This window comes from Rhizobium sp. AB2/73 (assembly GCF_020871915.1).
Taxonomy (GTDB): domain Bacteria; phylum Pseudomonadota; class Alphaproteobacteria; order Rhizobiales; family Rhizobiaceae; genus Rhizobium; species Rhizobium dioscoreae.
The window spans coordinates 1,225,604-1,248,431 of record NZ_CP067071.1 but is presented as its reverse complement, the minus strand read 5'-3'; the positions used below and the strand labels follow the sequence as shown (position 1 = coordinate 1,248,431).

Below are 22,828 nucleotides of genomic sequence, written 5' to 3'. Positions count from 1 at the left end.
AAAAGCCCCACCGTTTCCGGCAGGGCTCAATGTCAGTCCAGAAGAAAAACCGATTATTCGGCGCTGTCTTCAGCAGCCTTCTTCTTCGGAGCGGCCTTCTTCTTCGGAGCCGCAGCTTCTTCGCCTTCAGCGGCAGCTTCGGTCGCTTCAGCCTTGGCAGCCTTCTTCTTCGGAGCAGCCTTCTTGGCAGCCGGCTTGTCTTCTTCCTCGTCGTCAGCCAGCAGCGCTTCCTTGGAAACGGTCTTGTCCGTGACGTTGACCTCGGTCAGCAGATGGTCGATGACCTTTTCTTCGAAGATCGGAGCGCGCAGGTTGGCGGAAGCGCCCGGCGTCTTGCGGAAGAATTCCAAGATTTCCTTTTCCTGGCCCGGGAACTGCTGAAGCTGTGCGTAGAGGGCGCGCTGCAGTTCGTCTTCGCTGACTTCGACGCCGGCCTTTTCGCCGATTTCGGAGAGAACGAGGCCGAGGCGAACGCGACGCTCGGCGAGCTTGCGGTATTCCTCGCGAGCCTTTTCTTCGGTGGTGTCTTCGTCTTCGAAGGTCTTGCCGGATTCGCTGAGATCGGTTTCGATCTGGCGCCAGATGCTGGCGAATTCAGCGTCGACGAGCTTCTGCGGCGTGTCGAACTGATACATTTCGTCGAGCTGGTCGAGGATCTGGCGCTTGACCTTCTGGCGGGTGACAGAGCCGTACTGGCTTTCGATCTGACCGCGAACGATCTCCTTCAGGCGATCGGCGGATTCGATGCCGAGCTTGGAAGCGAGTTCGTCGTTGATTTCGATTTCGCCGGGAGCTGCAACTTCCTTGACGTTGATGTCGAAGGTGGCTTCCTTGCCGGCGAGGTTCTTTGCCGGATAGTCGGCCGGGAAGGTTACGGTGATGACCTTCTCATCGCCAGCCTTGACGCCGACGAGCTGCTCTTCGAAGCCCGGGATGAAGCGGTTGGAGCCGAGAACGAGCTGTGCGTCTTCGTCCTTGCCGCCGTCGAAGGCAACGCCATCGACTTTGCCAAGGTAATCGATAGTGACTCGGTCGCCGTTGGCAGCCTTGCCCTTCTTGGTTTCGTAGCTACGAGCGCTTTCAGCGATCTTGAGGATCTGCTCGGTCACTTCGTCTTCACTGATTTCAGCGACTTCGCGGGTGACCTTGATGCCGTTGACCGGCTTCAGTTCGATCGCCGGGATGACTTCGTAAGACAGCGTGAATTCGAAATCGGCCTGAGCGGAGAGGATCTTTTCTGCCTCGTCCTGGTCTTCGGTCATGGCGATTTCCGGCTGGGTTGCCGACTTTTCGCCGCGCTCGGTCAGGATCGCCGGCGGCTGGTCACGAACGATTTCGTTGACGAGGTCGGCCATGATCGACTTGCCGTAGACCTTCTTCAGGTGCGAGACCGGAACCTTGCCCGGACGGAAGCCGTTGATGCGGACCTTGTCCTTGACCTCGGCCAGGCGCTCGTTCATGCGCACTTCCATGTCCTTGGCCGGGATGACCACCTTGATTTCGCGCTTCAGCCCTTCAGCGAGCGTTTCGATAACCTGCATTGTCCTACCTTCATTCATGGCGGCCGTGCCCAGCCTGCCGTTCGTTTCGATGAGCACGACGCCGGAAAATCCCGAGCGTGGCTTGGATGCAATTCTCTTTCACCTTGCAAGAGCGCCGCGCCTTCAAATGAACGCGCAAAAGGCAGCTCTATCCCGTCACGAGCCAAAACATCTTATCCCCTTTCCTCATCGAAAGCGGGATGCTTTGGGCAAGATGCGCGTCCTGCGGCATATCGGAAGACAGGCTTCGTGAGCCTTCCCCCCGTCCACGAGACAGTGTTGGTGCGGGTAGAGAGACTTGAACTCCCACGCCTTGCGGCACCAGAACCTAAATCTGGCGTGTCTACCAATTTCACCATACCCGCGTTCCCAAAACCGCATGGCGATGCCTGCCCATGGGGCCTTCCGGAGCGCGGCGTCTCTATATCACCCGTTTTAAACCACGCAAAGGAAAAATGACGGCTCCGCGACAACGCTTAAAGCTTATCGGAGCCGTTAGCGCAGATATCGTCAGTAAAGCGGCTCCTCATAGACGGATTTGCCGTCTAGAAGCAGGCTTCTGATATGCGCAACGCCGTCGGAAGACACCCGCGCCGCGATAGCGACGCGATTGGCGTTGCGGGCGCTCTCGATATCGTGTCCCTGCCCTTCGGGCACGTAGTAGCGCTCGATGCCATAAGTGACCCCGACAATCGCCTGCGACGGGTCGGCGGCATCACCATAGAAAACATAGTCGTAAGGCAAGCTTTTGAGCACGACCGTATCGGGCTTCGGATCGAGCTTTCCAAATGTTGATTCGACGACCCCCCAGTAGCCGTCGTCCTGCTTCTTCAGACGAACGGACAATATCGCGCCACTTCGGCTCGTTTTCGGCGGTCCTTCAACCATCGTCGAGAACGGAACCCGTGAGATGTCGTAATTCAAGGTCACGTAGTCGCCGCGCAGAAGATCGCGCGGATCGACCGGCGCCGTCTTCAAGAGAATCTCGACGCCGCTGCGCAGACCCCAGGCCCGCTCGCCGACCATGTAGCCTAGAACGGCCGTCTGCAGCGCAGCAACGACGAGGGCGGCGATCCACAGGCGGCGGGAACCGACAGGCAGGCTCTTTTCAGCGATATCGGTCATGCCCGCGTCCCCTGCCCGCGATTATCGGAAAAACGCCGTTCCAGCTGGATGACCAGCCAGGCGGCAATCGCCACCAGCAAGCCGGCGACGAGGAAGAACCCCGCCGTGCCGATGATCGAGCCGATCGTCTCGCTGGCGAGGTAAAGAATCTCGCAGGAGAAGACGAAATAGGCGAGATAGCGCACCGCACCGTTGTCGCGGCCACTGAGCGCGATCGCCGCTACCGAACTCGCCAGTGTCGCTGCCGCCACGATGACGAGCGGCAATTTGTCCTCGACCCAGACATTGTTCTCAAAAGAGCCGTTGCTGATCTCGGCATGGATGAGAAAGAAGCCGATCGATGCGATCAGAAAGGTGTAGAAGGCCGGCGCGGCGCCGGCTGTGCGGGCAAAAGGCATCAGCGGCGAAGCGGGAACACTAACGATGAGAAACGCCGCCATGCCGAGAGCGGCAAACAGGATCGCGGTATTCAACCCCTCATGACGGCCAAACAGCCATGTCAGCCAGCCGACGAGCATGAGATAGGCCAGATGCCGAGCCATGGGCGCATCGGCATAGCGGACAAGCGCAGTCAGGAACACAGCCATCAGAGGCGGCATCCAGGGCATGATCCCATACCATTCGTCGAAATGCCCCCAGAGATAGACGCCGCAAAATGCCCAGGCGAGAAAACCGGCGAGCCCGACCTGCGCCGAGGAACGAAACAACGCCGCAACAATGCAGGCCGCGGCGAACCAGACGAGCATCATTCTGAGTTCGTCGCCGGACAGATTATACATCTGACCAACCAGCGCCATGGCGCCGCCGAAACTCAAGGTGCCGAGGATCAACATTGCGGCGGCGAGGATGGAGCGCCCCTGAGCTAATAAATATGCCGCCGTAAGATAGAAGGCCCATATCATCGCAACCAGCCCGAGCAGACGGGCAATTCTCGGAAGAGCCTCCCAGTTTGCGGAGATGAACAGCAGGATGGCAAGGCCGAGAAGCACGGCGGCGATGATGGTCAGCACCCGGCCGGCGCTGAAACTCGTCTGGCGACCGTCATACTCGCTGAGGATAGCTTTCGCCGTCCCCGCGTCGACCAGCCCCTTGTCGGTCCAGATCTTGAGATCCCGCTCCAGCCTGCCCCTGTACATGCCCGGCTCCCCTCGCTGCGATTCTGCTCGCGACAGAGTTAGCACAAATCGCCGCCTAATCGATGCGAGCCGAGCGATTCTGGCAGAGGCTTCGGCTCACAGGAATATGTGCCATATTAATGCGGAATTAACGGATCATGCAGTATGTTGACGGCCGGTAAAGAGATACCGATCAAAGATATGCGCGCAGCTCATGCCTCCCATGAAATTATTGCGCTGCACAAATTCGAAAAGTCATACTATTTATCAAACAACAAGACGGCGGTGGCGCGCCGGGCCGATGCAGATCGGACCAAGCCTGGGGATAGCATCCCGACACTATATTCGGAGCCGCACACTCCTCCTCCCAGTGCGCTCCGATAGATTGACGACACTCCTCCTCCCAGTCGTCAATCATCTCAAATGACGCCCACCGCATCCTCCTCCCGCGGTGGGCGTTGTTTTTACCCCCCCTAAATCGGTTTAGGCTGCCCGGATGCCCATGCCGGCCATCAGATGGCAATCGTCAGTGGGAAGAGTTATCGAGCTCATTTCTCAACCGCCACACGGCAGTTCGCGGCAACATCTGCCGCTCCAAAACAGCAGGGCTGGCGAAAAGACGGCTAAAAAGCGAGCGGCTACCGGCAAACGCTTCGGAATGGCTGACACGGGCGCGGAATTGACTTACGGCGACGGACCAGCTTTGCCCGCGGCATGCACACAAAGCAGCCACCATCTTAGACAAAGACCCACAAGGCTTGCGCGTTATGCATAGGTGACATGAAGCTTTCGCGCTTTTAGTTTTCGCGGCGCAGCATATATTTAAATCCATTAGATCGAAGACGGAACCAATCACGGAACTGCTCGATCCCTTGATCCTCGAAAGGGACTACAATGAACCTGACCCGCTCTTTCAACAACTGGCGCAAGTATCGTCAGACCGTTAACGAACTCGGCCGTATGAGCTCGCGTGAACTGCACGACCTTGGCATCGACCGCGCCGACATCCATCGCGTTGCTCGCGAAGCCACCGGCCGCTAATCGCCGGATAGGCTTCGCCACCCGCGAAAGCCTCTCAACGCCCGTTGCGGATCTCCGCGGCGGGCGTTCTTTTTTTGCCTATCGACTGAGCAAGCGCAGCATAACCGATCCGCCGCGAGCTATTCCTTATCTGCAAAGCACACAAATTTTGAGCATCGACTGCTTTTTGGGCGTCATATTGCACAAATGCATAGCAGACGCATCTTCTTTGCACTGCACAATCAGCCTCTTCGCGCCTATATAGAGTGCAAGCGCTGAGGCGGTAATTACACCGCCCGCAAACAAGATACCGAGGAAAAGATCATGAACCCGATTCGCATTGCAAAGAACTGGATCAGCTACCGCCGCACCCTGAACGAACTTGGCAACCTGTCCAGCCAGACCCTTTCGGACATCGGCGTCAGCCGCTACGAAATCCGCAACATCGCTGCTCGTTCTTTCCGTTAATAAAAACGGACTGGGCAGATTGCTTCAAGACGGCGCCTTTCGGCGCCGTTTTTGATTCCGGCTTTTAGCAAAGCATTGGATCGCCGGCCTGCCCGTGATAATGACGCGCGCATGACACAGATCACTTCTCACTCCCCTATCCACATCATCGGCGGCGGCCTCGCCGGCTCGGAAGCCGCATGGCAGATCGCCAATGCCGGCGTTCCGGTCATCCTGCATGAAATGCGCGGTGTGCGCGGCACCGAAGCGCACAAGACGGATGATCTTGCCGAGCTGGTGTGCTCCAACTCGTTCCGCTCCGACGATGCCACCAGCAATGCGGTCGGCGTCATCCACGCGGAAATGCGCATGGCGGGTTCGCTTATCATGGCATGCGCGGATAAGCATCAGGTACCGGCCGGCGGCGCGCTTGCTGTCGATCGGGACGGCTTCTCGGCAGCCGTAACCCAAGCGATTGCAGATCATCCCCTGATCACGGTCGTCCGTGAGGAAATCCAGGGGCTGCCGCCGAGGGAATGGGACCAGGCGATCATCGCCACCGGCCCACTGACCGCGCCCGGGCTTGCCAGCGCCATCCAGGCTGAAACCGGGGCGGATGCGCTCGCCTTCTTCGACGCCATCGCGCCGATTGTCTATCGCGACAGCATCAACATGGACATTTGCTGGTATCAGTCGCGCTACGACAAAGTCGGCCCCGGCGGCACCGGTAAGGACTATATCAACTGTCCGATGGACGAGGCCCAGTATAATGCCTTCGTCGATGCCCTGATCGCCGGCGATGCCGTCGGCTTCAAGGAATGGGAAGGCACGCCCTATTTCGACGGCTGCCTGCCGATCGAAGTCATGGCGGAGCGCGGGCGCGAAACACTGCGCCACGGGCCGATGAAGCCGATGGGGCTCACCAATGCCCATAATCCCACGGTCAAGGCCTATGCGGTCGTGCAGCTGCGTCAGGATAATGCGCTCGGTACGCTCTACAACATGGTCGGTTTCCAGACGAAGCTGAAGTACGGCGCGCAGGCGGAGATCTTCCGCCTGATTCCCGGTCTCGAAAACGCGGAATTCGCCCGCCTCGGCGGCCTGCACCGCAATACCTACATCAACTCGCCGACCCTGCTCGACCGCTCGCTGGTCTTGAAGTCGCGCCCGGGCCTGCGTTTCGCCGGCCAGATCACAGGCTGCGAAGGCTATGTCGAGAGCGCCAGCATCGGCCTGCTCGCCGGCCGTTTCGCCGCAGCGGAGCGCAAGGGCGAAGCACCCTCGCCGCCGCCGGATACCACGGCGCTCGGCTCATTGCTGAACCACATCACCGGCGGCCACATCGTCTCCGACGAGGAGCCGGGCAAACGCTCCTTCCAGCCGATGAACATCAATTTCGGGCTTTTCCCGGAGCTGGAGCCGGGTTCGATCGTCAAGCCGGAAGGCGTCAAGCGCTTTCGCGGCAAGGACAAGACCATCATGAAACGCCAGCTCATCGCCAAGCGTGCGCTTGCCGATTGCGCTAGCTGGCTCGGCGTGCCGGCACCCGTATTCGCAGAGAGCGCCTGACAACCTGAGCTTGGGACCGAGCTTTCGGGATTTCAAGCCTTGGCCGGCGACGCCTGCTCCTGCAGCTTGGCGTCGTCACCTGCCACATAATTGCCAAGCAGCCAGAGCGACACTTCCGCGGCTTCGGCAGGCGTCTTGAATTCGAATGTGCCGTTGTGGTGGGGCACATCCAGAAAATCGACGATCAAGCCGCGTCCGGTTGCCGAAATCTTGGCACGGGCACGGCCGGGTTCGATCAGATGGACGCTGAAATGATTGCGCACATTGCGCATGAACCCCGCCTTGTCATCATGCAGACGCACGAAAACCGCCTGCCCGTCTGCAGTCGTCTGCAACTGGCGAATAGCCTCCGTCGGAAAAGCGCGGCCGAATTCCAGAATCGCAAGGCCGGTATCGTGCAGGCCGTCTTCCTTGTTCTGCGATGCCATGCGCGTCGCGTAATAGGCAATGAAGATGACAATCGCAAACAGTATGCACCAGACGACAATACCCATGGCAGATCCCCCTGAAATGCAAATCAAGTGCCGCCATCTCCATAGACGCCGAGACTTGTGCGAGCTTGGTGTATTTTAGATTTTCTTTGTGATCGACGCTATCGCCATGCGCAGCTGCCGGCGCCATTGCGGCAGCACCAGGGATTGATCGAAGATGCCGGCTCCGAGCTTCTGTGCCTTCTGCAAGACAGGCTCGGCCAAGGTGACAGGCAGAAACGCCGGGAATACGGCCTGCGATATGGCGCCTGCCGCCCTCGCCTTGGCGAGATGCTCGCGACCGAGACCGGCGAAGGCCTCGATCGCCGCCGAAATGCGTGGCTTGTCGTCGCCGGCGAGAAAACCGTCGCGATCGAGGCCGGTTGCCGCCAGGATCTCCAGCGGTAGGTAGAGCTGGCCGCGATGGCGGTGCAGCGGCATCAGGAGCAGCAGACCGGCAATCGCCTGCGCAACGCCGGCATGGCCGGCGGCATCGGCGGAGCGCTTCGCTTCATCGGCGGACAGGACCAGACTTGCAAGCTGGATAAGGGCCGAAGCCGTCTCACCGGCATAGCCTTCCAGACTGCTGCGGCTTTCCATGGGATCATCGTAGAGATCGAATATGCGCGCATCGATCATGTCGATCAGCGTCTGGCGCGGCAGGCGATACTCTTCAATCGCAGTGAGAAGTTCGGAAGCCAGCGGATTGGCCTCACTCGAACCGTGGGACTGCCCTTCGAGCAGATCGCGCCAGTATTGCATCCGCACTTCGCCGGGCAGCGGCTCATGCACGAGATCGCGTACGCGCGCCAGCTCGGCGTTGAAGGCATAGAGCGCTGCAAGTGCCGGGCGCTTATCCTCCGGTGCCAGCAGGCATGCAAGATAACGATCACGATCGGTGTCGCGAAGCGTGGCGAGGCAGATGTCTCGATTGCTCCGAGGCGCAGCTGGTGTTTTCATACGTTTGAATCCGAAGGTCAGACGGCGATCAGCGCCGCGGCCACGGCACGCGATTCGGAAAGCATGATGTTGAAGGTGCGCACCGCTGCCCCCGTGCTCATCGGGTCGGACGAAATTTGCTTTCCACGCAGGGCGGCCTTCAGCTCGGCGGGAAGCGGTCGCAGCTCCATGCCGGTGCCGACGAGCAACACTTCGATCTCGGCGGCTTCATCGAGAACCTTCTGGAAGCGATCCGGCGTCAGCGCATCGCCCTGCAGCATGTCCCAGCCGTAGATGCCCGAAGGCAGGCACAGCAGCGAACCGCGATGCGACATGTCTGCGAAGCGAAAGCCGCCATTGCCGTAAGCGTCGATCGGTGCGCGTCCGGGGAAATGCGCGTTTCGGATTTCTATACCTTTAGCCACTGTATCACACCGCTGGTTTGCCTGACTGGATGTTGCCGGCCGCGGGTCCATTGTTTTCGCCGCCGGTCTGGAACTTGTCCGGACGCAGCTTGAACAGGATCAGCACGGGCGCCGCAATATAAATCGACGAGAAAGTGCCGACAGCGACGCCGAAAAGCAGGACGAAGGTGAAGGCACGGATCACCTCGCCGCCGAAGATGTAGAGGGCAAGCAGCGCCAGAAGCGTCGTCGCCGATGTCAGAATGGTACGAGATAGTGTCTGATTGATGGAAGCATCGATCAGAATCGGCAGCGGCATCTGCGAATAGCGCTTCAGATTCTCGCGCATGCGGTCATAGACGACGACGGTGTCGTTCAGCGAATAGCCGACGATGGTCAGGATCGCGGCGATGCTCGTCATGTTGAATTCCATGCCTGACAGCACGAAAAGGCCGAGCGTCAGGATGACATCGTGCAGCGTCGCAATGATGGCGCCGACGGCAAACTGCCATTCAAACCGTACCCATATGTAGATCAGGATTGCCGCCAGAGCCGCAAGAACGGCAAGGGAGGCCGTGGTGGTGATCTCGCCCGATACGGCTGGACCGACCACTTCGACGCGGGCGAAATTGTAATCCTTGCCCAGCTCGTCCTGAACGAGCGAGACGGCGGATTGTTCGGCGTTTTCACCGCCCTCCTGAGCATGAACGCGAACCACTGCACCGAGACGATCGGCGAGCCGTTCGACGCGCACGTCGCCCGGAATGACGGCGTCAAGACGGGTTTGAATGTCGACGGGATCGGCAACGCCCTGTTTGGCCCGGACCTCGATGATCGATCCGCCGGCAAAATCGATGCCGAGGTGCATGCCGACCGTCGCGAAGGCAATGAGAGTGACGACCGAAAGAGCCGCAGAGACCGTAAACGTATAGCGGCGAATGCCCATGAAGCGGATATTGGCATTGTCGAAAATGCCGCTGCGCACGCCAACAAGCAAAGTACGCGGCTTGCGGCGCGAGATCCACATGTTCACCAGCGACCGTGTGACGAAGCAGGAAGTGAAGAAGGTGGTGACGACACCCACCATCAACGTGGCGGCAAAGCCGCGCACCGCGCCGGTGCTTGCATAAAAGAGAATGGCCGCGACGATCAGAACCGTCAGATTGGCGTCGGCGACGGTCGCAGCTGCCCGGTTGAAGCCGTGGCGCAGCGCATCGACGAGAAGATGGGTCTTCTTCTCCTCTTCGCGCACGCGCTCGTAGATCAGCACCAACGCATCGAGACCGATGCCGATAATGAGGACGATGGCAGCGACACCCGGCAGGGTGAGCGTAATTCCGAGCAGGCCCATGAGGGCCGCGACCATGATCATGTTGATGACGAGCGAGATGGTCGCGATGATGCCGAGCAGGCGGTAGAAGCCGATCATCAGGGCCGCAACGAAGACGGCGGCCGCAATGCAGGCAATCAGACCATAATGCGCCGTTTCGCCGCCAAGGCCCGGCTGAATGGTGCGCTCTTCGACCGTCGTCAGGATTGCCGGCAGCGGACCGCTCTTGACCATGACGGTCAGATCCTGCGCGCCCTGGGCGGTGAAATCTCCGGGAACGTCGATCTCGCCTGTTGCAATGACCGTCTTCAGAGAGGCAGCGGAGATGACCTGATCGTCAAGCACGACGACGATGATCTTGCCGAGATTGCTGGCCGTCGATTGCGCGAAGCGGTGGGTCGCCTCCGGCGTCAGCCTGACGGAAACGGTGCCTTCGCCTTTCTGATTGTCAACGACCGCCACGGCATCGGAAAAATCGACGTTGGAGAGCAGTGGCTGCCGCTGCACGAGATAGCCAACGGGCGGATCATCTTCGGAAAACAGCACGTCGGATCCGGCCGGCGGCTGCTTGTCCATGGCGTCCTGGACCGACATCGACTGATCGATCAGGCGGAAGCTGAGCTTGGCGGGCTGGCCGAGAAGGTTTTTCAGCCGCTGCGCATCGGCAAGGTCGGGCACCTGAACGATGATACGATCGGATCCCTGCCGGCGAATCAATGGTTCTCCAACACCGAGTTGCGCGATACGGGCATGAATGACCTTGATCGCGCGTGCGATCGCCGATGAGACATGACTGTTGATATCCGCATCGGTGATATCGAGCGTCAGCGCGCCATTGTCACCTTGGGACAGAACAACGGACGGCTTATCGGATCCCGCCGTCAGCGGCCGCAATGCCGTCAAAGCAGCCTGAACCTGCGAGGGATCGCCGATGCGAAGCTGGATTTTTCGGCCGGTGCCGGTGAGGCCCGAATAGGCGACATTGACGGTGCGCAACCGGGTGGCGATATCGCCGACAATGCTTTCCAGGCGATCCTTCTCGACATCACCCCGTTCGATCTTCAGTAGCAGATGCGATCCGCCGCGGAGATCAAGGCCAAGCTCGATCTTTCGATGTGCCCACCATGCTGGAAACGATGAAAGCGAGCGCTCACCAAGCAGGTTGGGGGCGGCCAGAAGCACGCTCAAGAGAACGACGAACCAGATCAGGGCGGTCTTCCACCAGGAGACGTGCAGCATCGCTCTCTCGAATTAGGGCTTCCCTACCGCGCCCTCGCTTTCGACGGAAAATGCAAAGGGCGCAGTAACACCTTGAATTTGTGCACAGTCCTTCAAGAAAGTCGATCTCGAATTTCGAAGATGCGCAGCGGCGGCAGGCGCCACCTCTCGGGAGGAGCCTTACGCGGCGTCCGCCTTGACGGGTTCGCCCTTGACGCGAACCTCGGAAATGGCGCTGCGGACAACGCGGATGCGCACGCCTTCAGCGATCTCGACTTCCAGTTCCTTTTCGTCGATGACCTTGGTGACCTTGCCGACGATGCCGCTGGTAACGATCTGATCGCCGCGACGGATGTTCTTCAGGATCTCGTCGCGCTTCTTCGCCTGCGCGCGCTGCGGACGGATGAGGAGGAAATACCAAACGACCATCAGCGGCACAAACAGGATGATCATTTCAAAGCCGGAACCGCCGAAGGCACTCGCGGCCGAATCTGTCGCGCTCTGCGCATATGCGTTGGTGATAAACATCGAGAACTCCCTTGAATTCCGAGCGGGAACAGGCCCCGCGTCAGGTGGCCGGAATATAGTTACGCGTATGGCGAATGCAACAAAAACAGCCGTCAACCGTACCGTTTTCCCGGTCTGTTAGCCTTTCAGGCCCCAAAGGAGCATGATACCCGGCAAGACAGCGCGCGCATTTTACGACTTTCTTGTTCAATATTCAGGAGGAAACGGTGACTGAAGACCAAAACGCCCTGATCCTTGCCGAAGTCCGTCGCCTTGCCGACGCTGTCGAACGTCTGGCCGGGCCGGCCCCGGCCGTCAATGACTGGAATGCCGCCGATTGTTTCGTCTGGGCTCCTGCCCGGCTTCATCTGCAGCCGGTGCCGCGGCCGAACCGCGTGGCGCTGACCCTTATCCGCGGCGTCGATCACGTGCGCGATATCCTGCACGAGAACACGCTTCGTTTTGCCGAAGGTTTCGCCGCCAACAACGTGCTGCTCTGGGGCGCGCGCGGCATGGGCAAATCCTCGCTGGTCAAGGCAGTGCACGAAGACGTGCGTCGGGCGACCGGCGTGTCGCTAAAGCTGATCGAAGTGCATCGCGAGGATATTTCCTCGCTGCCGGTGCTGCTCGATATATTGAAGGCAACGCCGCATCGCATCATCATCTTCTGTGACGACCTCTCCTTCGATCATGACGATACCGCCTACAAGTCGCTGAAGGCGGCATTGGACGGCGGCGTCGAAGGTCGGCCTGATAATGTGCTGTTCTATGCCACATCCAACCGTCGCCACCTGCTGCCGCGCCACATGATGGAAAACGAGCAATCGACCGCGATCAATCCCTCGGAAGCCGTTGAGGAAAAGGTATCGCTCTCCGATCGCTTCGGCCTTTGGCTCGGCTTCCACAAGTGCAGCCAGGAAGACTATCTGCAGATGATCGACGCCTATGCCGATCACTTCAAGCTTGATCTCGATCGCGCCCAGATGCATCACGAAGCCTTGGAATGGGCAACGACCCGCGGCGCCCGTTCCGGCCGTGTCGCCTGGCAATACATCCAGGATCTCGCCGGCCGGCTGCGCATCGTGCTGGAGCGTGATTGATCTTCGATCGACTCGCCATAAACGACAAAAAGCCCGGCTTTAACCGGGCTTTTTGCAGAGTCCTTGAGACGCACTACCTACTATTCAAGGAACGTCATTGGGTTGACCGGAGCCGAATTCTTTCGGACTTCGAAGTGCAGCTGCGGCTGGCTGACATTGCCGCTCATGCCCGACGTCGCGAGCGTCTGACCACGCTGGACCTTCTGGCCGCGAGTGACGCTGAGTGCGTCCGCATGACCGTAGACCGTGACGGTACCGTCGTCGTGGCGGACGAGAACCGTGTTACCGAGTTCCTTTAGGCCATTGCCGGCATAGATGACGACGCCGTTTTCGGCCGCCTTGATCGGCGTGCCCTCGGGAACGGAGATGTCGATGCCGTCGTTGCGGCTGCCGTTGACGTTGGCGCCATAGCCGGCGACGACAGCGCCGCGAACCGGCCAGCGATATTTGCCAATACCGGTCGCCTCGGGCGCATCGGCCTGCGCATCCGACTTTGCGGCATCGTTGATGGACTGGCTCGGCGAAGCGGAGGCAACTTCCTTCGGCTTGGCAGGGGCATCAGCTGCCGCGTCGGCATGGGCAACCGCCTTGGGTGCCTGCTTGGCGATCGGGTCTGCGGCGACCTGCTTCGGCTCCACAGGCAACGCGCCCGGCTTGGCGGAAGCCTTCTGAGGCTCTATCGAGGCGGTCTTGACCGGGTCTGCAGCGGCGACGGAGCCGTGTGGCAACGCGAGTGCCTGTCCGATGCGAATGCTATCGCCGGCCTGCATGTTGTTCGCACGCTTCAGTTCGGCGACGCTCACACCGCTTTCCTTGGCGATTCTTGCCAGCGAGTCACCCGGCTTGACGACATAGGTGCCCTTCGGCGTCGGCCCCTTGCCATTACCGGCTGCAAGCTTATTGGGGTCAGCGAGGCCCGCTTGGGACTTGCCGCGCATCTGGTTGCCGGAGGGCAATGCGAGCGCTTCCTGCTGCGGCGCCTTGGCGGGACCAGGCATCTTGCCGCCCTTGGAAAGATCAGTCGCTTCAGCGGCCATCTTGGCCGGGCCTGAAACACCTGCCCCATTCATCGTCGGGATGACGATCTGCTGGCCGGGCTGCGCGGCAGCGCCATTGCGCAGGCCATTCGCACGCAGAATTTCCTTTTCCGGAACGCCGTAGCGGCGCGACAACAGCGCAATATTTTCACCCTGATGCAGCGTCACGCTCGGAGCATTGACCGTGGTCCAGCCGGGAGACATCTGCTGCGCGGCGGCGGCCTTGATCGTGCCTGTCGACATGGTGTCGGGAGCAAGTGCCGGCGCGGCGCGGGAGCCGTTATTGTTGCGAGACGCGGGGAACGGCTGCGCCATTGCCTCCGATTCCGCCTGCGGCATCCGACGAGAATTGCTGGCGGAAGCACTCGGAGGAGCAAGATCGGTGCGCTGAATTGCAACGGGGGCGGTCGAAGCCCGTGCACTGGAATAGGACGGGTTATAGCGAGCCGGCGAATTCGGGTAGGGTTGCGTCACCGGTGCGCTCTGCTGCGAATAATCCTGCTGGCCGTAGCCGCCCGCCTGAGCGACATCGGCGCGCGGCACGGGGTCACCGTTCGGACCATTGAGGCTGCGGCGATTGATCGAGCCGGTCGTTACATTGTCGGTTCTATTAAAGAGACCGCTGAAACGGGTGGTGTCCGAACTACAGGCTGTGGCCGTACTCGCCAGAAGAATGGCCACCAGGACTTTCCCTGCCGATTTGCTGACGTTTGAAGAAAGACTGAAACCCATGACTCGACCCACTTAAGACGCAACCGATTATGGGTCGATTAAAGCGCGTTAATCTTACCATGCGGTTAAAGCACTGGTGCGGCATGTGTTTTTTTGAGGAATTGCTAACCATAGAGAATGAAACGGCGCCAATGCGCCCGTTTCATAGGGGCATCAGCCCGAATTGAGCCTCAAAGATAGGAGGCGAGCATCGGCACGATGGGCTGATAGGGAACGTCGAACAATTCTTCGCGCTCGAATCGGCTTCCCGTCTTCGTCAGTCGCACCAAGCGACATGTGCGCTCATCAATAATAAGCGGGGCTATCATCGAACCGCCGGACACGAGCTGTTCGGCATAAAAGCGCGGCATTGTCGTGAAAGCTGCCGTCACCAGGATGCGATCGAAGGTGCCCTCGCCCGGCAAACCGGCGCTGCCGTCCGCCTGACGGATGATGACATTGCGCAGCCCAAGCGTATCCATGCGCTGCTGCGCCGATGTCGTCAGCGTCTTGTAGCGATCGACCGTCAGCACGCGCTCGACGATCCGCCCCATGACGGCGGCAGTGAAACCGCTTCCCGTGCCGATCTCGAGAACGCGATGGCCAGGCTTGATCTTCAAGCCATGGAGAATACGCACTACGAGATCGATGCCTTCCATGAAGGCACCGCAATCGATCGGAATCGTGCGGCTGGAATAGGCATCATCGGCAAATTGCGCCGGCACGAAAGGCAGGCGCGGCGTCTGCTCGACCGCCGTCATCAGATCGATGTCCAATATGCCTTCCGCCCGCAGCCGCAACACCACGGCCGCAAAGCCTTCCTTTTCCACCAAACGAGGTGTCAATCCGCTACTCCATACCGAGTGCCCGCGCCACGCGATCTTGCGCCGAATAATCCGTCAGATCGAGTTTCAAAGGCGTTACCGAAATACGATTTTGTTTCAACGCCTGAATATCGGTCCCTGGACGGAAGATGCCGCTCCGCTCACCGAAGCGAAGCCAATAGTAAGGGAAGCCGCGGCCATCGGCCCGCTCCTCGACCTGCACGTTGAAGGCAAGATTGCCCTGTGCGGTCACTTCCGCTCCGTCGACCTCTTCGGGGCGGCAATTCGGAAAATTCAGATTGAGGAAGGTCCCGTCAGACAGATCGACGTTCATGAGCTTGTTAAGCAAAGCCGGAGCATGTGCTTCTGCCACTTCCCAGGGCACGACGCGCGCGCCGTTTTCATAGAGATAGGCCTGGCTCAAAGCAAAGGAGCGCACGCCTTGCAGCGTGCCCTCTATGGCACCGGCGATGGTGCCGGAATAGGTGACGTCGTCGGCGACATTCGAGCCGGAATTGACACCGGAGAGCACCAGATCCGGCTTGATATCCAGAACCTTGCGGATCGCCATGATGACGCAATCGGTCGGCGTTCCCCGCAAAGCATAATGCCTGTCGGAAACCTTGCGCATGCGCAACGGTTCGGAAAGGCTCAATGAGTGAGCAAGGCCGCTCTGATCCGTCTCGGGCGCAACGACCCAGACATCGTCAGACAGAGTGAGGGCGATGCGCTCTAATGCCGCCAGACCTTCGGCGTGAATGCCGTCATCATTGGTCAAAAGAATACGCATCGCCCCACCACCTGATTATGCTGCTTTTTCGATCCTCTTCAGACCACCCATATATGGCAGGAGTACGTCGGGGATAGTGACCGAGCCGTCAGCATTGAGATAATTCTCAAGCACGGCGATCAGGCAGCGGCCGACGGCCGTTCCCGAGCCGTTCAGCGTGTGAACGAACTTGGTGTTCTTGTCGTCCTTGCCGCGATAACGCGCATTCATGCGCCGGGCCTGGAAATCACCACAGACGGAGCAGGAGGAAATCTCTCGATAGGTATCCTGCCCCGGCAGCCAGACTTCGAGGTCGTAGGTCTTGCGGGCGCCAAAGCCCATGTCGCCGGTCGACAGCGTCATGACACGATAATGCAGGCCGAGGCGCTTCAGCACTTCCTCCGCGCAAGCCGTCATCCGCTCATGCTCGGCAATGGAGCTTTCGGCGTCGGTGATCGACACCAGCTCGCACTTCCAGAACTGATGCTGGCGCAGCATGCCGCGCGTATCGCGACCGGCAGAGCCTGCTTCCGAACGGAAAGACGGCGTGAGTGCTGTGAAGCGCAGCGGCAGCTTCTCCTGATCGAGAATTTCGCCGGAGACGAGATTGGTCAGCGAAACCTCAGCCGTCGGGATCAGCCAGCGACCGTCCGTGGTCCTGAAGGAGTCCTCGGCAAATTTCGGCAGCTGACCCGTTCCGAACATCGCCTCGTCGCGTACCATCAGCGGTGCGCTGACTTCGGTATAGCCGTGCTCGCTGGTGTGGAGATCGAGCATGAACTGACCAAGAGCGCGCTCAAGACGAGCAAGCTGCGCGGTCAGCACCGTAAAGCGCGAGCCGGAAAGCTTGGCGGCACGCTCGAAATCCATGTAGCCGAGCGCTTCGCCGATATCGAAATGCTCTTTCGGCTGATGGTTCCAAGTCGGCTTGGCGCCCCAGACATGCTTGACGACGTTGTCGTGCTCGTCCTTGCCAACGGGCACGTCCTCGAGCGGGATGTTCGGAATGCGCGACAGCGCATCATTGAGCTCGGCCGTCAGCGTGCGCTCTTCTTCCTCCGCAGCCGGAAGCGAGAGCTTGAGATCGGCGACCTCGGCCTTCAGCTTTTCGGCAAGCTCGCTATTCTTCTGGGCCATTGCCGCGCCGATTTCCTTGGAAGCGGCGTTGCGGCGCGATTGCATATCCTGGACGGACTGAATGACGGAGCGGCGCTTCTCGTCGAGCGCTATGAGGCTTTGCGACAGAGGCTCCGCACCGCGCTTCGCAAGCGCTGCATCAAAAGCCTCGGCATTCTCACGAATCCATCTGATATCAAGCATCTTCGTTCCAGGTCGTTTGACATAAGTACAGCTCCGACCGAGACTTCGGTCGGAGGTCGAAACGGCAATAGCAGGGAAACGAGGCTGAGCTTCCGCGCCTAGACGTCGTCCGTCTTAGTGATCTCGGAAGTCCCGCCGCTCTCTTCAAGCGCTTGCCGGCTACGCTGGCGTTCCACGAGTCTCGCCGCGTAGATGGAAATCTCGTAGAGAAGGATTGTCGGCAGTGCAAGGCCGATCTGGGACATCGGGTCCGGCGGCGTAAGCACAGCAGCGACGATGAAGGCGAAAACAATGGCAAACTTGCGCTTTTCCGCGAGCCAGGCCGACGTCAGCAAGCCGACACGTGCCAGCAGCGTGGTAATGACGGGAAGCTGGAAGACGAGCCCGAAAGAGAAAACCAGCGTCATGATGAGGCTCAGATATTCCGAGACCTTCGGCATCAGCGCGATGCCTACCTGACCGTCGCCACCCGTCTGCTGCATCTTCAGAAAGAACCACATCACCATGGGCGTGAAGAAGAAATAGACGAGTGCTGCCCCCATGAGGAAAAGTACGGGCGAAGCGATCAAAAACGGCAGAAAGGCATTGCGCTCGTTCTTATAGAGGCCGGGCGCGACGAACTTGTAGATCTGCGAAGCGATGATCGGGAAGGAAATTACCAAGGCGCCGAACATGGCGACCTTCACCTGGGTGAAGAAGAACTCCTGTGGCGCGGTGTAGATCAGCTCCGACTTCGCGAGATCGAGATGAGCCCATTCGACGGCCCATTTATAAGGATAGACCAGATAGTTGAAGAGATGCTTCGCCACTGCGAAACAGCCAATGAAGGCTACGAAAAAAGCCACGAGCGACCAGATAAGCCGTGTGCGCAATTCCATAAGGTGTTCGATAAGCGGTTGCGGCTTATCGTCGATGTCACCCGTCATGCCTGGTCCTTCTTCTTGGGCGTTTTAGGCGTCGCCTTGCTGGCTGTAGCAGTCGGACGCTTCCTGGGAGCTGGGGGCGTCTTCTCTACGGCAGCAGCGACCGCGACCTTGCGCGGGGCTCGCTTTGGTTTTTCCGTGACGACGGGCGTCTGCACGGCGGCAGCCGCAACATCCTCGGTCTTGGCCGGGACCTTGGCACGAGGTTTGCGAGCGGCCTTCGGCTTCTCTGCAGCGTCATTCCCAACGGCCACCGGCTGAGGGACGACTGCTGCCACCGCCTCTGGAGCAGCCGCCGGCGACGGATTGCTCGAAGCGGCAGGCATTGTGGACGTGGCCGCAAGTGCTTCCGACAGGCCGGACGAGACGCCGGGAACCGGCTCGGACGGCAATGGTGTCGCGGCCGGGACTGCTTTGTCCGGTGTTGCCGCACGCTGCAGATCAGCCTTTATCTCATTACCCATTTCCCGCAGCGGGTTCATGGCTTCCCGTAGCGAGTTGACTGGATTGAGCTTCTGCGCATCGGCAATCGTCTGGCGCACATCGTCCAGATCCGCCTCGCGCATGGCTTCGTCAAATTGGGCACGAAAATCGCCAGCGACCTTCCTTGCCCGCGCCGTCATCTTACCGATAGTCCGCAATGTCGACGGCAACTCCTTGGGGCCAATCACCACCAAGGCCACGACGCCAATAACCACCAGCTCGGACCAGCCTATATCGAACATGCAAAGGCTCCTGGGCCAGCGGCAAGCTTCTCAGCTTGTGCGCCTGCCCGACATGATTACTTCGTTTCGTCAGCCTTGTGCTCGACCGTACGGGACGCCGTCGACGCGGATGTCGACGTATCTTCGTCGTCGTTCATCCCCTTCTTGAAGCTCTTGATGCCCTTGGCGACATCACCCATCAGCTCCGGGATCTTTCCACGGCCGAACAACAACAGCGCGATGGCGAGGACGATCAGCCAGTGCCATATGCTTAGAGAACCCATTGCTTTAACTCCCAATTACAGTGTCTTTTCGATGTAAGACGTTTGCGGATGTTTTTCAAACACCAAAATGCAATGCATCCACGCATATCGGGATGACAAGCGCCGATGCGGGCGATCAAACGTCTCCAAGCCGATAGGATGATTGCTATATTCGCACCCGCTGATGGCGAAAGAGAGACTTTGCCGGCAGTTTCGCGAAAATCCGCAAATAGGGTTGCCCCCCTTGAACGAGCCGGCCAACGCTCAATCGCCGGAGCTTGCGCCGCTCGGCGGCAGGATGCCGAGTTCCTCCAGATCCATCTGCGTGATCGGATCTTCGTCTTCGGTCAACTCGTCGCTCATCAACGGCGAGGGAATGTTGAAATTGGCCGGAATCCGGCCTGACAACAACCCCGCCCCCTTCAACTCTTCGAGACCGGGCAGATCGCGCAGCTCTTCGAGACCGAAATGATCGAGGAAATCGCGCGTCGTGCCAAGGGTCACCGGTCGCCCCGGGGTGCGGCGACGGCCACGGAAGCGGACCCAACCAGACTCCATCAGGACGTCAAGCGTGCCCTTTGAGGTCTGCACGCCTCTGATATCCTCGATCTCGGCGCGCGTGACAGGCTGATGGTAAGCGATAATGGCCAGCACCTCCAGCGCCGCGCGCGACAGCTTGCGCACTTCGCTCTCGTCACGCCGGATCACGAAGGAGAGATCCGCGGCCGTGCGAAAGGCCCAGGCGCCATCCACCTGGACGAGATTGACGCCGCGCATCGCGTAATCGGCCTTGAGTTTCTGCATGATAGCGGGAATATCGACCCCACGCGCCACGCGCTCCGCAATGAAGGCCTCGGAAACCGGCTGCGCCGAGGCGAAGACCAGCGCTTCGGCGATCCGCTCGGCCTCGCTCAGCCGACGATCGTCTACATCGGGCGCTTCCGCCTCGTGCTCCACATGCTGCTGTTCGTCGTCCGGTTCAGTCACGCGCTTTCCTGCCCTATTCCGCTGCTTCCAGCGACGAATGCTTTGGCCCGCGCCGCATGTAAAGCGGCTGAAACGCGCCTTCCTGGCGAATTTCCAGCTGCCCTTCGCGCACCAGCTCCAGCGATGCCGCAAAGGCGCTGGCAATCGCCGTCACCCGCTCGCTTGAAGTCGTCATGTAGCTCAGCAGGTAATGTTCCAAGGCCGTCCAATCGGTGATTTCGCCGATCATTCTGTCCAGAATAACGCGGGCATCGGCCAGCGACCAGACACGGCGCTTCTCGATCGTGACCTGGGTCACGGCCTGACGCTGACGCAGGCTCGCATAGGCGGTGAGCAGATCATAGAGGCTGGCGTCGAAGGCGGATTGGCGCCGATCCGGAATATGTTCAGGCGCGCCGCGCGCGAAGATATCGCGGCCGAGGCGGTTACGATTGACGAGATCGGTGGCAGCATCGCGCATGGCTTCCAGCCGCTTCAGGCGGAAGGCGAGCGTCGCCGCCATCTCCTCGCCGGTCGGTCCGTCTTCCTTGCTCTGCTGGGGGATCAGCAGCTTGGATTTCAGATAGGCGAGCCAAGCGGCCATGACGAGATAATCGGCCGCAAGCTCTATGCGGATACGCCGCGCACTCTCGATGAACTGAAGATACTGTTCGGCCAGCGCCAGAACGGAGATACGGGACAGATCGACCTTCTGGTTGCGCGCCAGATGCAGCAGCAGATCGAGCGGTCCTTCAAAGCCGGCGAGGTCGACGACAAGCGACGGCTCGTGCGAGCCGCGCTGTGTCTCGCCCTCCTGCCAGAGCTTGTCCATCGGCGTTGCCGCCTGCTGAAGCTTGTCCGTGCTGCCGCTCACTCTGTCACCCGCCCGTTCCTCGAAGTCCGGTTTTATGCCACTGCGAACATCGCGTCGAATTCCGCCCGAATAGAGGCTTCATGGGCGCCATCATTTCTGCCGAATGCCGCTTCGACCGCCTTGGCCCGTTTCAGCGATGTCCCCGCCAAAGCAGGAACATTGCGAACCACCTGCCGCATCTCGTCCATGACACCATTACAATGCAGCACGATATCGCATCCGCCCGCAATAATATTTGCTGCACGCTCGCCGATCGTGCCCTTCAACGCATTCATGGAGGTATCGTCCGACAGGAGCAGTCCCTGGAAACCGATATGTCCGCGGATGATCTCCTCGATCACCTTACCCGACGTCGTGGCCGGGTTTTCCGGATCGATATCGGTAAAGACGACATGGCAGGTCATCGCCATGAGTTCGTCCTTCATTGCAACGAAGGGAGCGAAATCATGCGCCTCCAGCTCCGCGCGGGGCGCCGAGACGACAGGCAACTCATGATGCGAATCCGCAAAACCGCGCCCGTGGCCTGGCATGTGCTTCATCACGGGCAGCATACCGCCGGCTTTCAGACCTTCCGCAGCCGCGCGTCCCATTTCCGTCACCGTCACCGGATCGGAGCCATAGGCGCGATTGCCGATGACGTTGCTCGATCCCTCCACAGGCACGTCCAGCACCGGCAGGCAATCGACATTGATGCCGAATTTCAGCAGATCGAAGGCATGAAGCCGCGACATCAGCCATGCGGCACGCAGGCCTCGTTCGCGATCCTGGCGATAGATATCGCCGAGTGCCTGCCCCGAGGGATAATGCGGCAGGATCGGCGGGCGAATGCGCTGCACCCTGCCGCCTTCCTGGTCGATGAAAACGGGAGCGTCGCGTCCGACGCTATCGCGCAAAGACGCAACGAGATCGGCGATCTGTGCCGGTTCGGAAATATTGCGTCCGAACAGGATAAAGCCCCATGGCTGCTCCCCCTGATAGAAGGATCGCTCTTCGGGCGTGATGGTGTGGCCGCTACAGCCGAGGATCATGGATTTCGATTCGGTCATATCCGAATCATAAGGCTTGCGCCGGGAAATGCGAGTGACGTCAAGCGAAGATGCACAGGAACAACCGTCTTCGGCAGGCTATTTGGGCGGTATACGATAGACGACTGAGCGGTATTTAGGATTTGATCTGCGCTCCCTCACCTCGCCGCCATAGGCTTCGGCTATCCGTCTGCTGGCGATGTTCTCCTCCGCGACGGGGTATACGAAATATCGGATAGAAAAGCTCGCACTTGCCCATCCGATGATCGCGCCGATCAATTCGCGGCCGAATCCCAGGCCTTGCGCTTCGCTGCGAAGCCAAATTCCAAGCTCCGGCGTGTCGGTCAGCGCGGCATGCATACCGATAACGCCCAGAAAGCGATCGTCATTCCTGTAGCGGGCTGTGAAGTGCAATTCCGAGCCGTCTTCAATTGCCTTCAGCCACCCCCGCCAAACATCCGCAAAAGCCGCTTCAGTCTCAGGCGGATGCCAAGCCATGAAACGCGTGATGCCAGGCGATATGTTGGCGAAGATATCCGGGGCGTTCTCAGGAACAAACGGCCTGATGGACGTTCGACGCGTCGATAGCTGTAGATGCCGCATCGTTCGCCATGTCCCGCGCTTAGC

The 22,828-nt window shown here is 59.8% G+C and carries 23 protein-coding genes and 1 tRNA gene; 4 read left to right on the top strand and 20 right to left on the bottom strand.

Going from position 1 to position 22,828, the window contains the following annotated elements; translation table 11 throughout:
* Nucleotides 1-53: 53 nt before the first annotated feature.
* From tig to I8E17_RS06250, 4 genes are all read right to left on the bottom strand, one after another.
* Nucleotides 54-1,541, bottom strand: a complete 1,488-nt coding sequence (tig, locus tag I8E17_RS06265) for a trigger factor (RefSeq protein WP_069611989.1) — start codon at nucleotides 1,539-1,541, stop codon at nucleotides 54-56.
* Nucleotides 1,542-1,821: 280 nt separating this feature from the next.
* Nucleotides 1,822-1,906 (bottom strand) — tRNA-Leu (locus tag I8E17_RS06260).
* Nucleotides 1,907-2,051: 145 nt separating this feature from the next.
* Nucleotides 2,052-2,666, bottom strand: coding sequence for a GDYXXLXY domain-containing protein (locus I8E17_RS06255; RefSeq protein WP_069611987.1), 615 nt, complete (start codon nucleotides 2,664-2,666; stop codon nucleotides 2,052-2,054).
* A complete protein-coding gene (locus I8E17_RS06250; protein WP_113366406.1) occupies nucleotides 2,663-3,802 on the bottom strand; it encodes a DUF2157 domain-containing protein in 1,140 nt (379 codons plus the stop codon). Before I8E17_RS06250 ends, I8E17_RS06255 begins: the two co-directional genes overlap by 4 nt.
* A gap of 873 nt (nucleotides 3,803-4,675) precedes the next feature.
* Here I8E17_RS06250 and I8E17_RS06245 point away from each other — a divergent pair.
* From I8E17_RS06245 to trmFO, 3 genes are all read left to right on the top strand, one after another.
* Nucleotides 4,676-4,822, top strand: coding sequence for a DUF1127 domain-containing protein (locus I8E17_RS06245; RefSeq protein ID WP_015339702.1), 147 nt, complete (start codon nucleotides 4,676-4,678; stop codon nucleotides 4,820-4,822).
* 329 nt (nucleotides 4,823-5,151) lie between these two features.
* Nucleotides 5,152-5,337, top strand: coding sequence for a hypothetical protein (locus I8E17_RS06240; protein WP_229002107.1), 186 nt, complete (start codon nucleotides 5,152-5,154; stop codon nucleotides 5,335-5,337).
* A gap of 43 nt (nucleotides 5,338-5,380) precedes the next feature.
* Nucleotides 5,381-6,817: a methylenetetrahydrofolate--tRNA-(uracil(54)-C(5))-methyltransferase (FADH(2)-oxidizing) TrmFO gene (gene trmFO / locus I8E17_RS06235; protein WP_069611984.1), complete on the top strand. Its 1,437-nt coding sequence runs from the start codon at nucleotides 5,381-5,383 to the stop codon at nucleotides 6,815-6,817.
* 32 nt (nucleotides 6,818-6,849) lie between these two features.
* Here trmFO and I8E17_RS06230 read toward each other — a convergent pair whose 3' ends face one another.
* The 5 genes from I8E17_RS06230 to yajC all read right to left on the bottom strand — a co-directional run bounded on the left by I8E17_RS06230 (nucleotide 6,850) and on the right by yajC (nucleotide 11,706).
* A complete protein-coding gene (locus I8E17_RS06230) occupies nucleotides 6,850-7,311 on the bottom strand; it encodes a hypothetical protein (RefSeq protein WP_069611983.1) in 462 nt (153 codons plus the stop codon).
* 75 nt (nucleotides 7,312-7,386) lie between these two features.
* A complete protein-coding gene (locus I8E17_RS06225; RefSeq protein ID WP_069611982.1) occupies nucleotides 7,387-8,247 on the bottom strand; it encodes a phytoene/squalene synthase family protein in 861 nt (286 codons plus the stop codon).
* 17 nt (nucleotides 8,248-8,264) lie between these two features.
* A complete protein-coding gene (locus tag I8E17_RS06220) occupies nucleotides 8,265-8,651 on the bottom strand; it encodes an Mth938-like domain-containing protein (protein WP_069611981.1) in 387 nt (128 codons plus the stop codon).
* 4 nt (nucleotides 8,652-8,655) lie between these two features.
* Complete coding sequence (gene secDF, locus I8E17_RS06215; protein WP_113366407.1) at nucleotides 8,656-11,199, bottom strand: protein translocase subunit SecDF; 2,544 nt, start codon at nucleotides 11,197-11,199, stop codon at nucleotides 8,656-8,658.
* 159 nt (nucleotides 11,200-11,358) lie between these two features.
* Nucleotides 11,359-11,706 carry a preprotein translocase subunit YajC gene (yajC, locus tag I8E17_RS06210; protein ID WP_047634659.1) on the bottom strand — a complete coding sequence of 116 codons (348 nt, stop codon included), beginning with the start codon at nucleotides 11,704-11,706 and terminating at the stop codon, nucleotides 11,359-11,361.
* Between the two features lie 206 nt (nucleotides 11,707-11,912).
* Between yajC and I8E17_RS06205 the strand changes: the two genes are divergently transcribed.
* Entirely contained in the window at nucleotides 11,913-12,785 is an 873-nt protein-coding gene (locus I8E17_RS06205; RefSeq protein WP_069612289.1) for an ATP-binding protein, read from the top strand.
* A gap of 80 nt (nucleotides 12,786-12,865) precedes the next feature.
* Here the strand turns inward: I8E17_RS06205 and I8E17_RS06200 are convergent, their stop codons facing one another.
* The 11 genes from I8E17_RS06200 to I8E17_RS06150 form a co-directional block, all read right to left on the bottom strand.
* Nucleotides 12,866-14,554: a peptidoglycan DD-metalloendopeptidase family protein gene (locus I8E17_RS06200; protein WP_069611979.1), complete on the bottom strand. Its 1,689-nt coding sequence runs from the start codon at nucleotides 14,552-14,554 to the stop codon at nucleotides 12,866-12,868.
* A gap of 170 nt (nucleotides 14,555-14,724) precedes the next feature.
* Nucleotides 14,725-15,378 (bottom strand): protein-L-isoaspartate(D-aspartate) O-methyltransferase, encoded by a 654-nt coding sequence (locus tag I8E17_RS06195; RefSeq protein WP_069611978.1) that lies wholly within the window; start codon nucleotides 15,376-15,378, stop codon nucleotides 14,725-14,727.
* Between the two features lie 4 nt (nucleotides 15,379-15,382).
* The gene (surE, locus tag I8E17_RS06190) at nucleotides 15,383-16,147 is read right to left on the bottom strand and encodes a 5'/3'-nucleotidase SurE (protein WP_069611977.1); all 765 of its coding nucleotides are present in this window, start codon (nucleotides 16,145-16,147) and stop codon (nucleotides 15,383-15,385) included.
* Nucleotides 16,148-16,162: 15 nt separating this feature from the next.
* A complete protein-coding gene (serS, locus tag I8E17_RS06185) occupies nucleotides 16,163-17,446 on the bottom strand; it encodes a serine--tRNA ligase (RefSeq protein WP_069611976.1) in 1,284 nt (427 codons plus the stop codon).
* Nucleotides 17,447-17,544: 98 nt separating this feature from the next.
* Nucleotides 17,545-18,372 (bottom strand): twin-arginine translocase subunit TatC, encoded by an 828-nt coding sequence (tatC, locus tag I8E17_RS06180; RefSeq protein WP_069611975.1) that lies wholly within the window; start codon nucleotides 18,370-18,372, stop codon nucleotides 17,545-17,547.
* Nucleotides 18,369-19,094 carry a Sec-independent protein translocase protein TatB gene (gene tatB / locus I8E17_RS06175; protein WP_069611974.1) on the bottom strand — a complete coding sequence of 242 codons (726 nt, stop codon included), beginning with the start codon at nucleotides 19,092-19,094 and terminating at the stop codon, nucleotides 18,369-18,371. Before tatB ends, tatC begins: the two co-directional genes overlap by 4 nt.
* 56 nt (nucleotides 19,095-19,150) lie before the next feature.
* Entirely contained in the window at nucleotides 19,151-19,357 is a 207-nt protein-coding gene (locus tag I8E17_RS06170) for a twin-arginine translocase TatA/TatE family subunit (protein ID WP_069611973.1), read from the bottom strand.
* 243 nt (nucleotides 19,358-19,600) lie between these two features.
* On the bottom strand, nucleotides 19,601-20,293 hold the full coding sequence (scpB, locus tag I8E17_RS06165) for an SMC-Scp complex subunit ScpB (protein WP_229002106.1): 693 nt from the start codon (nucleotides 20,291-20,293) through the stop codon (nucleotides 19,601-19,603).
* A 43-nt stretch (nucleotides 20,294-20,336) separates the two neighbouring features.
* Nucleotides 20,337-21,134: a ScpA family protein gene (locus I8E17_RS06160; RefSeq protein ID WP_069612288.1), complete on the bottom strand. Its 798-nt coding sequence runs from the start codon at nucleotides 21,132-21,134 to the stop codon at nucleotides 20,337-20,339.
* Nucleotides 21,135-21,208: 74 nt separating this feature from the next.
* Nucleotides 21,209-22,222: a beta-N-acetylhexosaminidase gene (gene nagZ / locus I8E17_RS06155; RefSeq protein ID WP_069611971.1), complete on the bottom strand. Its 1,014-nt coding sequence runs from the start codon at nucleotides 22,220-22,222 to the stop codon at nucleotides 21,209-21,211.
* Nucleotides 22,223-22,300: 78 nt separating this feature from the next.
* Complete coding sequence (locus I8E17_RS06150; RefSeq protein WP_069611970.1) at nucleotides 22,301-22,804, bottom strand: GNAT family N-acetyltransferase; 504 nt, start codon at nucleotides 22,802-22,804, stop codon at nucleotides 22,301-22,303.
* Nucleotides 22,805-22,828: the final 24 nt, after the last annotated feature.

Coding starts and splice junctions, on each gene's coding strand:
- tig (WP_069611989.1), bottom strand. CDS start 1,541: ATGCAGGTTATCGAAACGCTCGCTGAAGGGCTGAAGCGCGAAATCAAG.
- I8E17_RS06255 (WP_069611987.1), bottom strand. CDS start 2,666: ATGACCGATATCGCTGAAAAGAGCCTGCCTGTCGGTTCCCGCCGCCTG.
- I8E17_RS06250 (WP_113366406.1), bottom strand. CDS start 3,802: ATGTACAGGGGCAGGCTGGAGCGGGATCTCAAGATCTGGACCGACAAG.
- I8E17_RS06245 (WP_015339702.1), top strand. CDS start 4,676: ATGAACCTGACCCGCTCTTTCAACAACTGGCGCAAGTATCGTCAGACC.
- trmFO (WP_069611984.1), top strand. CDS start 5,381: ATGACACAGATCACTTCTCACTCCCCTATCCACATCATCGGCGGCGGC.
- I8E17_RS06230 (WP_069611983.1), bottom strand. CDS start 7,311: ATGGGTATTGTCGTCTGGTGCATACTGTTTGCGATTGTCATCTTCATT.
- I8E17_RS06225 (WP_069611982.1), bottom strand. CDS start 8,247: ATGAAAACACCAGCTGCGCCTCGGAGCAATCGAGACATCTGCCTCGCC.
- secDF (WP_113366407.1), bottom strand. CDS start 11,199: ATGCTGCACGTCTCCTGGTGGAAGACCGCCCTGATCTGGTTCGTCGTT.
- yajC (WP_047634659.1), bottom strand. CDS start 11,706: ATGTTTATCACCAACGCATATGCGCAGAGCGCGACAGATTCGGCCGCG.
- I8E17_RS06200 (WP_069611979.1), bottom strand. CDS start 14,554: ATGGGTTTCAGTCTTTCTTCAAACGTCAGCAAATCGGCAGGGAAAGTC.
- surE (WP_069611977.1), bottom strand. CDS start 16,147: ATGCGTATTCTTTTGACCAATGATGACGGCATTCACGCCGAAGGTCTG.
- serS (WP_069611976.1), bottom strand. CDS start 17,446: ATGCTTGATATCAGATGGATTCGTGAGAATGCCGAGGCTTTTGATGCA.
- tatC (WP_069611975.1), bottom strand. CDS start 18,372: ATGACGGGTGACATCGACGATAAGCCGCAACCGCTTATCGAACACCTT.
- tatB (WP_069611974.1), bottom strand. CDS start 19,094: ATGTTCGATATAGGCTGGTCCGAGCTGGTGGTTATTGGCGTCGTGGCC.
- I8E17_RS06170 (WP_069611973.1), bottom strand. CDS start 19,357: ATGGGTTCTCTAAGCATATGGCACTGGCTGATCGTCCTCGCCATCGCG.
- I8E17_RS06160 (WP_069612288.1), bottom strand. CDS start 21,134: ATGGACAAGCTCTGGCAGGAGGGCGAGACACAGCGCGGCTCGCACGAG.
- nagZ (WP_069611971.1), bottom strand. CDS start 22,222: ATGACCGAATCGAAATCCATGATCCTCGGCTGTAGCGGCCACACCATC.
- I8E17_RS06150 (WP_069611970.1), bottom strand. CDS start 22,804: ATGCGGCATCTACAGCTATCGACGCGTCGAACGTCCATCAGGCCGTTT.